Annotated in this window: 15 protein-coding genes; 6 read left to right on the forward strand and 9 right to left on the reverse strand. The window is 54.0% G+C overall.

The window, feature by feature from the left end; all coding sequences use genetic code 11:
• Positions 1 to 36 precede the first annotated feature (36 nt).
• The 3 genes from GAH_RS01290 to GAH_RS01300 are packed head-to-tail and all read right to left on the reverse strand — an operon-like array spanning position 37 to position 3567.
• Positions 37 to 1161, reverse strand: coding sequence for a citrate/2-methylcitrate synthase (locus GAH_RS01290; protein ID WP_048096623.1), 1125 nt, complete (start codon positions 1159 to 1161; stop codon positions 37 to 39).
• A 13-nt stretch (positions 1162 to 1174) separates the two neighbouring features.
• Complete coding sequence (locus GAH_RS01295) at positions 1175 to 2692, reverse strand: AMP phosphorylase (protein WP_048094337.1); 1518 nt, start codon at positions 2690 to 2692, stop codon at positions 1175 to 1177.
• A gap of 44 nt (positions 2693 to 2736) precedes the next feature.
• Positions 2737 to 3567: a D-aminoacyl-tRNA deacylase gene (locus GAH_RS01300; protein ID WP_048094338.1), complete on the reverse strand. Its 831-nt coding sequence runs from the start codon at positions 3565 to 3567 to the stop codon at positions 2737 to 2739.
• 72 nt (positions 3568 to 3639) lie between these two features.
• Here GAH_RS01300 and GAH_RS01305 point away from each other — a divergent pair, with 72 nt between their 5' ends.
• Positions 3640 to 4101 carry a deoxycytidylate deaminase gene (locus tag GAH_RS01305; protein WP_048094339.1) on the forward strand — a complete coding sequence of 154 codons (462 nt, stop codon included), beginning with the start codon at positions 3640 to 3642 and terminating at the stop codon, positions 4099 to 4101.
• Positions 4102 to 4137: 36 nt separating this feature from the next.
• Entirely contained in the window at positions 4138 to 4437 is a 300-nt protein-coding gene (locus GAH_RS01310) for a winged helix-turn-helix transcriptional regulator (protein ID WP_048094340.1), read from the forward strand.
• On the opposite strand, the gene GAH_RS01315 is transcribed toward GAH_RS01310, so the two are convergent.
• Positions 4434 to 4631, reverse strand: a complete 198-nt coding sequence (locus tag GAH_RS01315; protein ID WP_048096625.1) for a TRAM domain-containing protein — start codon at positions 4629 to 4631, stop codon at positions 4434 to 4436. The genes GAH_RS01310 and GAH_RS01315 overlap by 4 nt on opposite strands.
• A 105-nt stretch (positions 4632 to 4736) precedes the next feature.
• Positions 4737 to 5729: a tetratricopeptide repeat protein gene (locus tag GAH_RS01320; RefSeq protein ID WP_048094341.1), complete on the reverse strand. Its 993-nt coding sequence runs from the start codon at positions 5727 to 5729 to the stop codon at positions 4737 to 4739.
• Positions 5730 to 5840: 111 nt separating this feature from the next.
• On the opposite strand from GAH_RS01320, the gene GAH_RS01325 reads away from it, so the two are divergent.
• The 3 genes from GAH_RS01325 to GAH_RS01335 are packed head-to-tail and all read left to right on the forward strand — an operon-like array spanning position 5841 to position 8264.
• The gene (locus GAH_RS01325) at positions 5841 to 6470 is read left to right on the forward strand and encodes a U32 family peptidase (protein WP_048094342.1); all 630 of its coding nucleotides are present in this window, start codon (positions 5841 to 5843) and stop codon (positions 6468 to 6470) included.
• Positions 6439 to 7305, forward strand: a complete 867-nt coding sequence (locus GAH_RS01330) for a peptidase U32 family protein (RefSeq protein WP_048094343.1) — start codon at positions 6439 to 6441, stop codon at positions 7303 to 7305. Before GAH_RS01325 ends, GAH_RS01330 begins: the two co-directional genes overlap by 32 nt.
• Positions 7305 to 8264, forward strand: a complete 960-nt coding sequence (locus GAH_RS01335) for a peptidase U32 family protein (RefSeq protein ID WP_245604039.1) — start codon at positions 7305 to 7307, stop codon at positions 8262 to 8264. Before GAH_RS01330 ends, GAH_RS01335 begins: the two co-directional genes overlap by 1 nt.
• Positions 8265 to 8268: 4 nt before the next feature.
• Here GAH_RS01335 and gatD read toward each other — a convergent pair whose 3' ends face one another.
• The 4 genes from gatD to GAH_RS01355 are packed head-to-tail and all read right to left on the reverse strand — an operon-like array spanning position 8269 to position 11700.
• Positions 8269 to 9498: a Glu-tRNA(Gln) amidotransferase subunit GatD gene (gene gatD / locus GAH_RS01340; protein ID WP_084632398.1), complete on the reverse strand. Its 1230-nt coding sequence runs from the start codon at positions 9496 to 9498 to the stop codon at positions 8269 to 8271.
• Positions 9479 to 10933: an argininosuccinate lyase gene (gene argH, locus GAH_RS01345; RefSeq protein WP_048094345.1), complete on the reverse strand. Its 1455-nt coding sequence runs from the start codon at positions 10931 to 10933 to the stop codon at positions 9479 to 9481. Before argH ends, gatD begins: the two co-directional genes overlap by 20 nt.
• Positions 10934 to 10964: 31 nt before the next feature.
• Positions 10965 to 11195, reverse strand: coding sequence for a DUF504 domain-containing protein (locus GAH_RS01350; protein WP_048094346.1), 231 nt, complete (start codon positions 11193 to 11195; stop codon positions 10965 to 10967).
• On the reverse strand, positions 11185 to 11700 hold the full coding sequence (locus tag GAH_RS01355) for an ArsR family transcriptional regulator (protein ID WP_048094347.1): 516 nt from the start codon (positions 11698 to 11700) through the stop codon (positions 11185 to 11187). The genes GAH_RS01350 and GAH_RS01355 overlap by 11 nt, the downstream gene beginning before the upstream one ends.
• A 94-nt stretch (positions 11701 to 11794) precedes the next feature.
• Between GAH_RS01355 and GAH_RS01360 the strand changes: the two genes are divergently transcribed.
• Positions 11795 to 11977 (forward strand): DUF5350 domain-containing protein, encoded by a 183-nt coding sequence (locus tag GAH_RS01360; RefSeq protein WP_048094348.1) that lies wholly within the window; start codon positions 11795 to 11797, stop codon positions 11975 to 11977.
• The last annotated feature ends 107 nt before the right edge of the window (positions 11978 to 12084 follow it).

A 12084-nucleotide genomic window follows, 5' to 3' on the forward strand; every position in this document is an offset into this window, starting at 1 on the left:
AAACGAAACGTGAGAAAAGATTATAAAAAATTTGTTTTACCTCTCGCTCAGCGGAACGTACTTCCTGCTTTTAGGCCCGACGTACTTTGCCCTCGGCCTGATCAGGGAGTTGTTCTCATACTGCTCGATTATGTGTGCCGTCCAGCCCGAAATTCTTCCGATGGCGAATATGTTGACGAAAAGATCGTCCGGGATTCCGAGGTTCGCGTAGACACTTGCCGAGTAGAAGTCAACGTTCGGCAGCAGGTTCTTGTGCTTCCTCACGGCCTCCTCTATGGCCTCGCTTATCTCGTACCACTTGGAGTCCTTCTCCTCCGAGAGCTTTTTGGCGAGCTTCTTCAGCTCGATCGTTCTTGGATCCATCACGTTCCTGTAGACCCTGTGGCCGAATCCCATTATCCTCTCTCCCCTCTCCAGCTTCTCCTGAACGTACTTTTCAGCCCTCCAGGGGAGAGCCACCTCTCTCAGCATCTCCATGACCCTCTGGCTTGCTCCACCGTGAAGCGGACCTATCAGCGTTCCTGTAGCAGCGACAACGCACGCGTACATGTCCGCAAGCGTTGAGGCTGCCACCCTCGCAGCGAACGTTGAGGCGTTCAGCTCGTGGTCTGCGTGCAGGATGAAGTCCAGATCCATCGCCCTCACCATCGTCTCGGTGGGCTCCTCTCCGTGCAGCATGTATAGAAAGTTGGCCGCATGCCCCAGATCGTCGTTGGGGTGAACGAGCTTCTCGCCCATCCTTATCCTGTGGAAGTAGGCCACGATGGTCGGGAACTTGGCTATAAGGTTCTTTGCCTTCTCTATGCTTATTTCATGGCTCGTGTATGCGATGTTCCTGTCCATGGTTCCGAGGTAGCTGACAGCCGTTCTCAGGGCCACCATCGGGTGGCTGAACGGCGAGAGGTGAGTAAGCAGCCCCACAACCTGCGGTGGAAGCTCCCTCCTCTCCTTGAGCTCCTCCGTGAAGAGCTCAAGCTCGCTCTTGGACGGCAGCTCTCCGAAGAGCAGAAGGTAGGCCACCTCCTCGTAGGTCGAGTTCTGGGCGAGTTCGTGAATGTCGTAGCCCCTGTACTCGAGGATGGCCTTACCGTCGACAAGCTCTATTCTTGAAATGCTCGTTTCAGTCGCAACTACATCCTTAAGACCGTCCTTAACGTCCACAGCGCTCACCCCACTACACGTACTTGAAGGAAGGATATCTCTCAAGAATCATGCCGGAAACTATCACGGGAGGATTCTCAACCGCAAACTCCACCGCGTTGTTCAGCTTCCAGCCCTTTTCGGCATAAATCGTAATGAGCGGCTCTCCCGGCTTAACAACCTCTCCGCGCTTCTTGTGTATGTAAACTCCAGCACCCTTGTCCTTCGGCGCGCCGGCGAGCCTTGCGATTTTGACTATCCTGCTGTTGATCACGTCCACAACCGCACCCTCGAACTTGCTCTCTATGACGTACCTCTCCTCTCCAAGCCGTATGTCGTCCGACTTCACGTTTCCATCTCCTCCCTGCGCCTCGACGATCTGCCTGAACTTCTCAAGGCTCTTGCCATTCATGAAAAGCTCCTTAGCCATCTCGTAGCCGCTTGACGTCAGCCCGGCCATCTCGAATATCATTCCAGCTATGCCGAGAGACTTCTCGAGCAGGCTCGATGACCCCTGCCTGTCCTCCATGAGCTTCAGCGCCTCCCTCGCCTCAAGGGCCGGTCCCACAGTCCTGCCAATTGGCTGGGAGCCGTTGGTTATCGCGCATGAGACGTTGAGGTTAAGCCTTCTTCCAAGCTCCACGAACTCCCCTGCAAGCTTCCTACCTTCCGCAACATTCGGCAGCTTGGCGCCATTGCCAACGGGAATGTCTATCGCAACGTGCCTCGCCCCTATCGCCCCCTTCTTGGCCATCACGCTCGCGAGGAGCTGGGGGCGCGGGTCTATGGAGAGCGGGTACTCAACCCTGATTATCCTGTCATCTGCAGGGGCTATGTTCGTCGCTCCGCCCCATGCAATCACCCCTCCAACCTCCTCGGTGATCTCCTTTATCTCAGAGACGGAGAGGTTGACGTTGGCGAGCACCTCCATCGTGTCGGCAGTCCCGCTTGCGGAGGTTATCGCCCTGCTCGCAGTCTTTGGAATCAGCAGCCCGGCAGATGCAACCGTCGGAACGATTATCAGGCTGACCTTGTTGCCCGGAACACCGCCTATGCTGTGCTTGTCCACCACGATCCCCTTGTCGAACTCTATCGTTTCTCCAGTATCGATCATCGCCCTCGTCATCCACTCGATCTCATCAAAGTCCATCCCGACAAGGTAGTTCGCGAGAACGAAGGCCGTGAGCTCCACTTCTGTAAGGTTGTTCTCCACTATGTCCTCTATGATCTCGCGCAGCTCATCTCTCGTGAACTTCTTTCCCTCGAGCTTCTTCCTTATCAGCTCAACACTCACTGGCCTCGAAACCGGGTAAACCTCAACCTCGCCACCCTCACCGATCTCAAGCTCCTCCGCAACGTCCTGATAAACGCCAATCTTGCCCCTCGCAATCAGACCTGTCGCAATCTGAACGCTCGCCGAAACGCTCCTCCCTCTTCTCGCAATCCTGACCCTGTCTCCCTCAACAACACCAATCTCTGCAGCATCCTCCTTGTTAAGGGCCACAGAGTACCTGCCCACCTTTATCGGGAGAATCGTGGCAGTGAGCTTCATCAGACTCTTCTTCGAGTTTTGAGTATAAATAGATTTGTATCACTTTATATGTCAAGCTGGTGTTTCTTCGCGTGCTTGGACTTCAGCACCTCAACGCCGAGCCTCTCCGCAACCGCATTCACGAGAGACTTCACAGCAGAGTTGGCGGACTTCTCGTCGATTATGAACACATCAGCCTCGCTCAGCCTGAAAGCGTGTTCGAGGAACCACTCATTCAGATCCTGAAACGTGTACTTGGGGAAGTTGTGCGCGAAGGCATAGACTGTGCTGAGCTCTATCTCAGTCTGCCTCGGAACGTAATGCGTGCCTCCAACACCAACCGCAACCTTCCACTCACCCTCCATGCCAATGGCCTCGAGCATTGACTCTGCAACAATCCATGCCACGTCCTCGTCGCTCCACTCCTCCTCAGTTGAGCCGATCTCGTAGAAGGCAGATGGAATTCTGATCTCAGACGGGCCGTGGTGCGTTGCCTCGAGCGTGAACTCGTACTCCGTACCTTTGAGCTTCCTCTCCACGATCATGGAGAAGTTTTTCATGGTCAGGGGAGATGGTTTCGCAAGGCTGTAGGGCTTTCCACCAAAATCTGCCCTCCCCACGTTTCCAGTGCAGTGGGTCGTCACGATCTTCCTCCCATCCTTGCTGGAGTGCCTCGACGCGAACAAGATCTCGTCGAACTCCATGAGCCTGAGGAGTTTCTCGTCAATCCCGTCAGCGTAGATTAACCTGACATCAACGTCCACGATTGATACGCTGTCAGAAACAAAGAACTCGTAATCTCCAAGAACCTTCCGCTCGAAGTTCCCCATTGAGAGGAGGGCGTTTTTGATGTTCTGGCTCGCCGGGTCAACTCTGCTGCACACGATGAGCTTCATGAGTTGCGATCGGTAGTTCTGCTGAAAAAACAATCGGAGAAACATTTAACTTTTTGCAGGTAACCAGCAACCATGCCCCACAACAGGCCAAGCCTCGACGATTATTTCATGGAGATCGCAAGGGTCGTCGCATCGCGATCAACCTGCCTTAGACAGAACGTTGGAGCAGTCATTGTCAGGGACAAGCGAATCCTCTCGACAGGCTACAACGGCGCCCCCATGGGACTCCCCCACTGCCTGGACATAGGCTGTTTGAGAGAGCAGCTGAAGGTTCCGTCTGGTGAGAGGCATGAGCTCTGCAGGGCGGTGCATGCGGAGCAGAACGCCATAATTCAGGCCGCATACCACGGAGTGAGCATAAAGGACGCTACACTTTACACAACCCACCAGCCATGCATAATGTGCGCGAAGATGATAATAAACGCGGGCATAAAGAAGGTCGTTTACGGTAGAGAGTACGCGGACAGCAGGGGGCTCGAATTTCTTAAGGAGGCCGGGATCGTGATAGTCTACCATCCTCTGCAGGAAGATTAATATACTATCGTGAACATTTTATTTCGGGGATAAAAAATGGCCCTGCGCAAGCTTAAGTACGAGGCGGAAATAGCCCTGAGGCACTTCCAGATTCTGAAGGCCGTGAAGGAGAACCAGCCCATAGGCATCTTCAAGCTGGCCGAAGTCCTCAACATGCCGAAGCACAAGGTTCGCTACTCGCTCAGGGTCCTCGAGCATGCCGGAGTGATTGAGCCGTCACAGCACGGGGCGGTAATCCCGGAGGGAGCGGACGAAAAAATCGAAAAGATGAAAAAAGACCTACAGGAAATAAGGAAATACATTGATGAGATTGAAAAGCTCGCAGAGTCGCTTTAAACGACTTCCGCAAACCCGTACTTCCTCAAGACCTTCGTAATTCTTATAGTCACGACGTCGTCAACCTTCACGCCCGGCACGAAAACGACGTATCCGTCTATTCTCGCTATTCCGTCTCCACCACTTCCAATGTTCTCAATCCTTACTTCCCTAATATCTCCGACCTGCACAGGCGGTTTCCTCTCAAATTCCATTTCAAACACCTACCTTCGAATTTCATAAAGTTCTGAGCGAGAATATATAAACGTTTCTATTCAAAATTTCTGAATAAAATAATATGGGCAGAATGTCCAAGATCTTCAGGCGGCCTCTCTCGCGATTCCCTTCCTGTACTCCTCGTACCTCTTCCTCGCCTCCTCCGCCTTTTCAGACAGTCCAAGTTTCTCGTAAGCCTCAGCAACATGCCTGTACCACATCGGATCCTCCTCAGCTTCAGCCTCACAGTACCTCGCAAACTTCGTCCACGCACCTTTTGCAAGCTCTTCCTCGCCGAGCTGCTCGTATATCTTCGCCACGTCCTCCCAGAACACGCCTTCTTCCTCCGCCTCCTTCTTGTAGTACTCAAGTGCTTTCTTCAGAGCCTCCCTTCTCTTCTCCTCATCGCCAATCTCAGCGTAGATCTCCGCAACATCCTCCCAGAACCATGGTTCGTCCTCCGCATACTTCTCGAGGCACTCAGCAGCCTCCCTCAACTTTCCGGCCTTCTTGAACATCTCATACGCTTCCTTCCAGTAGTAAGCATCTCCGGACTTCTCGGCGATCATCTTGTAGATCTCAGCAGCCTCGGCATACTTCTCGGCCTTCTCATACGCCCACGCCGCGCTTTCCAGCATCTCGGCCTTTATGTATGCCTCGGCCGCCTTGACGTACTCCCCCCTCTTCTCGTACTTCCTGCCAGCAGCCCTGTAGTTCCCGCTCCTCATCAGCGACTCCGGGCTTGAAAGCCGCTCTCTCACGGAGAGGTCGGGCTCGCTTATGTACCAGATGAACGCCACAAACCCTATGACGAACACGGCAGTGGTGGCAACTACTCCAGTAACGTCCCAGACGTACGAGCTGTAGAGCCCGTAAGCCGAGAGGGCCAAGGGGATCAGCAGGATGGCAGAGTACTTGAATGATTTGGCGTAGAGGGTGACCACGAACATCAGACCGAAGAACAGCAAAAGCCCAAGGTAAGCGAGGCCAAACACAAGCTTGAGCAGAGTCACAACCCCGAAGAAGTACGCTATTCCTCCTGCAACCGCAAGCAGAGTTGCTATGAAAACGGCAATTGCGAGGGTTACCCTGTCCATGCCAGAAAAACACCGCCAAAGACTAAAAAATTTTCCTTTCAGGTGGAGCAAAAGTTGGGCCGAAAATGAAAAAGAAAAAGGCTTTTAAATCATGATAAATCATTTGCTATCGTGCAGCTGGTGGGGCTTAAGGGATACAGCAGGTACTCGGACAGCAAGGCGTTCACACTTGAGGAGATAAACAGGATGGATGAGGCAGTGGTGGCTCTCAACAGGGTGAAGGAGGCGGATGAGCTGGAGAAGGTGTGCGAGAAAATAAGGCACGAGCACGTCGTTCTCAACGAGCTTGCAGCCATCTCAAGGGTTTCCGGCAAGAAGAAGGTGACCGTGAGTGTGGGAATGAACGCGCTGAACAGAGAGGACATCAGGCTGTATGAGGAGCTTGGGGCGTATGCGGTTGTTATACCTCCAGAGCTGAACCATGAGGTTGATGGGCTCAAGAGCAAGAGCCTGAAAATAGAGGTGTTTGGGAGAGCGTTTGTGGAGATGTTCTACAAGGGGAAGTGCATGCTCTCCGCCTACTCATCAGGAAGGAGCGTTAAAAGGGATGGAGAGTGCGGGATGGAATGCGCGAGGAGGTGGAAGGTTATTTATAACGGCAGAGCTGTGGCCGAGGTCACCTTCAGACCGAGGCTCATGCACTTCAGCGTTGATGCTGATCTTGTCAAGCACGAGACGAGACAGATAACGAAGGTGGGGGTGATGGAGTATGGAGCTCACAACGGGAATTCCCAATCTTGAGAGCATGAGCGAGTGCAGCATAAAGCCTTACGATGCGATTTATCTGGGGATGCCGTACTGCTGGGAGTATGAGGGTAACCTCATCTCAAGCCCGGACGATCTGAGGGCCGGAGCAGAGATCGTGAGGGAGATGGGCAAGAAGGCCTACGCAACAACGTTCGCGGTTCCGAGGAACAAAGACCTCGAGAGAGTCTACAGGATGATAGATACTGCTGTGGAGGTCTGCGATGGGATAGAGGCGAGCAACCTCGGAGTCATAAGGTACATCTCGAAGGAGTTTCCGGACATCAAGCTGATTGCCGGTGGTCTCGCCAATATTTACACAGTCTCAACGGCAGAGTTCCTGTACAGCATAGGCGTGGACAGGATAATCCCCGCCTACGAGCTCGCCGTTGAGGACATCGAAAAGATGAAGGAGACCGGAGTGGAGATAGAGGTGGTCGTGCACGGAAAGATTCCGGTCGGCATAGGGCACGAGTGCTTCCTGAAGAGGTTTGCCGACGTTGTGGGGAAGGACTGCCCCAAGATCTGCAGGGAGGAGATGTACTTCAAGAGCGAGGATCTCGTGCTGAAGCCGTTCGGCCACGCGACGCTCAGCGGGAAGGATGTGTGCATGTACGAGCACATCGAGATGCTTGAGTTTGCAGACGCGTTCAGAATCGAGGCCGTTTCGGAGAGGATAGGATACAGGGAGAAGGTCGGAGCGATATACAGGAAACTTCTCGAGAGGGGTTTCTCGAGGTCAGACTTTGAGCTCCTGAAGAGCCTCGCCGAGAACGGAATAGCCAATGGCTACTACTTCAACAGGGCGGGGCAGATTTACGTGCCGAGGTGATGGTTATGGTCGAACTTCTCGGTCCGGGCGGAAGCCTGGAGATGGTCGAGGCCGTTTTCAAGGCCGGGGCGGATAGTGTTTACGCCGGAGTGAAGGGGTGGAGCAGGAGGAGCAAGAAGTACGAGATGGGTGATGAGGAGCTGAAGAAGGCTGTCAGGATATCCCACGACTACGGAGGGATGCTGAGGGCAGCGATAAACGCGATGCCGAAGGCTGGAGAGGAGGGAATGTACATCGAGAAGCTGGACAGCCTGTACAGCATGGAAATTGATGCCGTTATCCTCAACGACATAGGCCTGATGAAGATCACGAGGGAGAGGTATCCTGATCTAAAGATAGTCGCAAGCATCGGGGCGAGCATACTCAACAAGGAGGAGGCGATGCTCTACAGGGATGCCGGAGCGTATCTGTTCGTCGCGGACTGTAAGATGAGTCTGGACGAGATGATGGAGATCAAGGCCCACACGGGGATGGGGGTTGAAGTGCTCATCCACGCAAACACAGACTTCACGTACCTCGGCAGGTGCTGGATGAGCAGCTACAAGGCCCTCAAGTACGAGAGCATAGACGGGAAAGCCTATTACGTCGGAAGCCCCAACAGGGGTGGGGTCTGCTTCAGACCGTGCCTGCTCGGGTGGAAGCTTGCTGGAGATGACGTCTACGCCTCAGACTTCCAGCTGCCCAACAGCATGTTCCTGATGCTCGACGAGATCCCGGAGATGATCGACAGGGGCGTGGACTGCCTTAAGATTCAGGGCAGGGAGTACAGCGTCTCCCTGATCCACGACCTCGTCAAGCTCTACAGGAACTTCATAGACGAGTACACGGAGAGAGGAGAGGTCGACATAGAGGCCTACAGAGCGGAGCTGGACGTGATAGCTGAAAAGAGAGATTCAGAGAGGCTGAGGAGGACGCTCGAGCTGATGAAGGCTTCGAGGATGGAAAAAAGCGAGATCTAATTTTTTACTCAAACTCCTCCTCGTAGCCGCTCCTGTAGTTTATCTCCCCAACCAGATTCTTCTTAACGAGTTCTCTCGCCTCTTCCAGCTCGAAGTTGCCGAGGAGCCACATCACCTTTATAAGCGCGGTCTCAGGCAGCATGTCCTCTCCCTCTATCACACCAGCCTTCAGCAGGTACCTGCCCGTGTCGTAAACCCTGTCGCACACCCTGCCCCACAGGCACTGAGAGGTCATGACGATGAGGCTGTCCTCCGCTACTCGCTTAACTGTATCCACCCAGTCGGTTGAGACGTGCCCGAGTCCTGTGCCCTCAATGACGAAGCCCCTGTAGCCCCTGTCATGGAAGAACTCCAGAATCTCAGGGGTTAAGCCGGGGAAGTACTTTATCAGGGCGACCTTCTCCTCGAGACTGTCGAAGAGCTGGAGCTCCCTCTCACCCCTCCTGAATCTCTCTGCAATCCACTCAATCCTCCCGTCGCTCCACACCCTGCCGAGCGGAGGGTAGTTAACGCTCTCGAACGCATCTCTCCTCGAGGTGTGGTTCTTCCTGACCTTAACGCCCCTGTGAATGTGGCAGTAGTCGTCGCTGGTTGTGGCGTGCATGACCACCGCCACCTCCCCAAGGTCGCTCAGCGCTGTGTGGGCGGAGCAGATCATGTTGATCGCCGCGTCGCTGCTCGGCCTGTCGCTGCTCCTTTGGGCACCAACGAAAACCACCGGGACGGGAGTTCTGAGCATGAAGGCAAGCGCTGAGGCTGAGTAGTGCATGGTGTCCGTGCCGTGGGTGACGACCACACCCTCGTAGCCCTCCTTTATGGCCTCGTAAACTCTCCTCGCAAGTGTGATCCAGTACTCCGGCCTCATGTTCTCGCTCAAAATGTTGTAGAGAAGCTCGGCCGAGATGTTGCAGATCTCCGCCAGCTCAGGGATGTCCGAGACGATCTCCTCCGCCGTGAACTGGCTCGTTACCGCGCCAGTCTTGTAGTCAACCTTGCTCGCGATCGTTCCGCCGGTCGAGATTACCTTGACGTTCTTCAACCCCTCCCTCTCCTTCACTGCCGGGAGCTTGACCTCTGGCACCTCGAACTCCTCTTCCTCAATAATTTCGTAATCGTAAAACCCAACATTGTAGCCGTTGTCCAGCTTCAGCACAATCTTTCCGTCCTCAGATGGGAGGGCTATTCCCTCGAAAATCCTTCCCTTCGCCCTGATCCTAACCCTCTTTCCCCGCATAAGCATCAACCTCTTCGAAGAGTCTCTTGAGCGAGTCGGAAATTCTCGCCCTGATTGAGGCTATCCTGACCTCATCCTCTTTGATCCTCTCCACCCTCTTCTCGATCATCACAAGAATGTTTCTCTCCGATGTCCCTCCCTCGCTTCCCCTCTGCTCCACCACCAGCTCGGGAATCGACGCCGCCTCTATCTCCTCCTGCGTCACCTCAACCTTCACACCAAACTCCCTCGCTATGGTCGTGAGAGTTTTCGCATCTGGCCTGTAGATCCCCCTCTTGGCAAGCTCGCCCACTATTCTGTGGGAGGTTCTGAAGGGGACGCCCTTCTGAACGAGGAGGTTCGCTATCTCCGTTGCGACCGAGAACCCCTTCCCCGCCTTGCCCTCCATAACGTCAGTCCTGAACTCAATTCCGTCCATCAGCCCTGCCATGACCCTCGCCGCAAGAAGCGTCTCGTTCATCACCTGAAACATAACCCTGTTCATCTCCTGAAAGTCCCTGTTGTAGGCGAACGGCATCGCCTTGTATATCGCCATCACTCCGGCCAGATCCCCCACCATTCGGCCAGCCTTGGCCCTTATGATCTCCGCCGTGTCGGGGTTCTTTTTCTGGGGCATTATGCTTGACGAGGACGCAAATTCATCTGGAAGTACGACGAACTCGAACTCAGACGCCCACAGCACGATCTCCTCGCAGATTCTGCTGAACGAGAGCATCAAAGAGGTGCAGGCAAAGACCGACTCAATCAGAAAGTCCCTGCTCGAGACCCCATCCATTGCATTCTCAACCACGCCGTCAAAGCCAAGGTATTCGGCAACGAGCCGCCGGTCTATTGGGAAGGAGGTTCCAGCAAAAGCAGAGGAGCCGAGAGGTGAGAGGTTCACCCTCCTGAACGCGTCGAGAAGTCTCTGGAAGTCCCTCTCGATCATGTCGTGGTATGCGAGCAGGTGATGGGAGAGCTTGGTGGGCTGGGCGTACTGGAGGTGGGTGAAGCCGGGCATTACGGCGTTGGCGTTCTCCTTCGCCTTTTTAAGAAGCACCGACCTCAGCTCGAGGAGAGTTGAGAGGAGCTCGAGGATCCTGTCCCTCGCGAACATTCTCAGGCAGGTGGCAACCTCGTCATTCCTGCTCCTCGCGGTGTGCATCTTCTTGCCGTCATCTCCAGCCAGCTCTATGACCTTGGCCTCAATGGCTTCGTGCACATCCTCATACTCCTTAGAAAGGCTTTCAAATCCGCTCCTCTCAATCTCCCTAAGCGCTCTGAGTATTCTCGCCGCAGAATTCCTGTCTATTATTCCGGACTTCTCGAGCATGATCACGTGAGCGTAATCCACCAGAATGTCGTACTGAAAGATGTTCTCGTCAAAATCCATTGAGGTCGTGAGCTTAAGGGCGTTCTCATCCATCCTGCCCTCGAGCCTGCTCCTGACGGTCATCGCTTGGCTTTGGTGCTCTCCCTAAATAACTTTATCCCTTCCTCCAGACAACCTCACCAGAATACAGGATCTCAACAACCCTGTGGTGGGGGATGGCAGAGGTGTGGGTGTAGATGAACTTGTGGCCCACGTCGGTGATGTCGCTGCCCGAGATCTCGGAGATGCCTTTAGGCCTGTCCACGTACCTGACAACCACTTTCTCAAAATCGTAGTCTGGATGCCACTTCAGCCTGTCCAGAATGTTCTTTATGCTATATCTCATCCTCCTTTGCCATCTCGACGAGCTGTCCCTTGAGGTTGAGCCTGAGGGACTTCTTGGCTATCGCCCTAATGAACAGGCTGTCCATTCCGGTCTCCCTGCTTATGTGTTGCACCGAGATCCTTCCCCTGCTTATTTGCTCGGTGATTCTGCCGACGACCTCGCTCTCCTCATCCTCGGCCATGAAGATTGCGTTGAGGATTGTGTTGAGATCCTTCAGGGAGATGTAAACGTTTATGCTCAGGTGGGTGTAGCTCACGTGGTACTCCTTCTCCGGCTTTCCGGTTGGTTCAGAGGGCATCCTCCACTTCACTTCAAGCATACCGGCATTCTTTAGAATTCGCAGCGCCTCCTCAACACCCTCACCGTAAAGCTCCCTTAGCTCGCTCAGAGTTTTCCACTCGTTCAGCAGGGTCTCGTACACCCTCCTGTACGTTTCGGTGGAGAATAGCTGAAGAACCGGGACGAGATCCACGGCATCGTTAACGAGCTTGGCTCTTCTGACCATCCACTAAAACTTTCTCTCTTGCGATATTTATTATTTTGCCTTCGGGATAATTGGCACCAAAATTTTTTTAAATTCTCTCCTGACAGTCTCCACCATGGGTAAAACAGGCACGACTCAGTGGATCAAGATCAAGAACAGGAAGGGTGGGCAGAGGCTCGTTCCGTCCAAGTACCAGACGTACAAGAAGCCCGGGCCCAACCAGAAGTACACGTCCGACGGGAAGAGGAGGAGAAGGATCAAGAGGAGCCCGAAGAGCATACTCGGTGCAAAGACCTGATCCCCTTTTTGACGATTTTCTGCCTCAGGCTATTCTGACCCACTTTTAAAGGAACCTGCGTGTCTGCTCTCAGGTCAGGGCAGTTGAGCACGACCTCAGAAAAGATT

It is taken from the genome of Geoglobus ahangari (genome assembly GCF_001006045.1).
GTDB lineage: Archaea > Halobacteriota > Archaeoglobi > Archaeoglobales > Archaeoglobaceae > Geoglobus > Geoglobus ahangari.

What these genes read in the sequence shown, in the direction of transcription:
- GAH_RS01295 (WP_048094337.1), bottom strand. Translation starts at nt 2,692, where the DNA reads ATGAAGCTCACTGCCACGATTCTCCCGATAAAGGTGGGCAGGTACTCT.
- GAH_RS01300 (WP_048094338.1), bottom strand. Translation starts at nt 3,567, where the DNA reads ATGAAGCTCATCGTGTGCAGCAGAGTTGACCCGGCGAGCCAGAACATC.
- GAH_RS01305 (WP_048094339.1), top strand. Translation starts at nt 3,640, where the DNA reads ATGCCCCACAACAGGCCAAGCCTCGACGATTATTTCATGGAGATCGCA.
- GAH_RS01310 (WP_048094340.1), top strand. Translation starts at nt 4,138, where the DNA reads ATGGCCCTGCGCAAGCTTAAGTACGAGGCGGAAATAGCCCTGAGGCAC.
- GAH_RS01315 (WP_048096625.1), bottom strand. Translation starts at nt 4,631, where the DNA reads ATGGAATTTGAGAGGAAACCGCCTGTGCAGGTCGGAGATATTAGGGAA.
- GAH_RS01320 (WP_048094341.1), bottom strand. Translation starts at nt 5,729, where the DNA reads ATGGACAGGGTAACCCTCGCAATTGCCGTTTTCATAGCAACTCTGCTT.
- GAH_RS01330 (WP_048094343.1), top strand. Translation starts at nt 6,439, where the DNA reads ATGGAGCTCACAACGGGAATTCCCAATCTTGAGAGCATGAGCGAGTGC.
- GAH_RS01335 (WP_245604039.1), top strand. Translation starts at nt 7,305, where the DNA reads ATGGTTATGGTCGAACTTCTCGGTCCGGGCGGAAGCCTGGAGATGGTC.
- gatD (WP_084632398.1), bottom strand. Translation starts at nt 9,498, where the DNA reads ATGCGGGGAAAGAGGGTTAGGATCAGGGCGAAGGGAAGGATTTTCGAG.
- argH (WP_048094345.1), bottom strand. Translation starts at nt 10,933, where the DNA reads ATGACCGTCAGGAGCAGGCTCGAGGGCAGGATGGATGAGAACGCCCTT.
- GAH_RS01350 (WP_048094346.1), bottom strand. Translation starts at nt 11,195, where the DNA reads ATGAGATATAGCATAAAGAACATTCTGGACAGGCTGAAGTGGCATCCA.
- GAH_RS01355 (WP_048094347.1), bottom strand. Translation starts at nt 11,700, where the DNA reads ATGGTCAGAAGAGCCAAGCTCGTTAACGATGCCGTGGATCTCGTCCCG.
- GAH_RS01360 (WP_048094348.1), top strand. Translation starts at nt 11,795, where the DNA reads ATGGGTAAAACAGGCACGACTCAGTGGATCAAGATCAAGAACAGGAAG.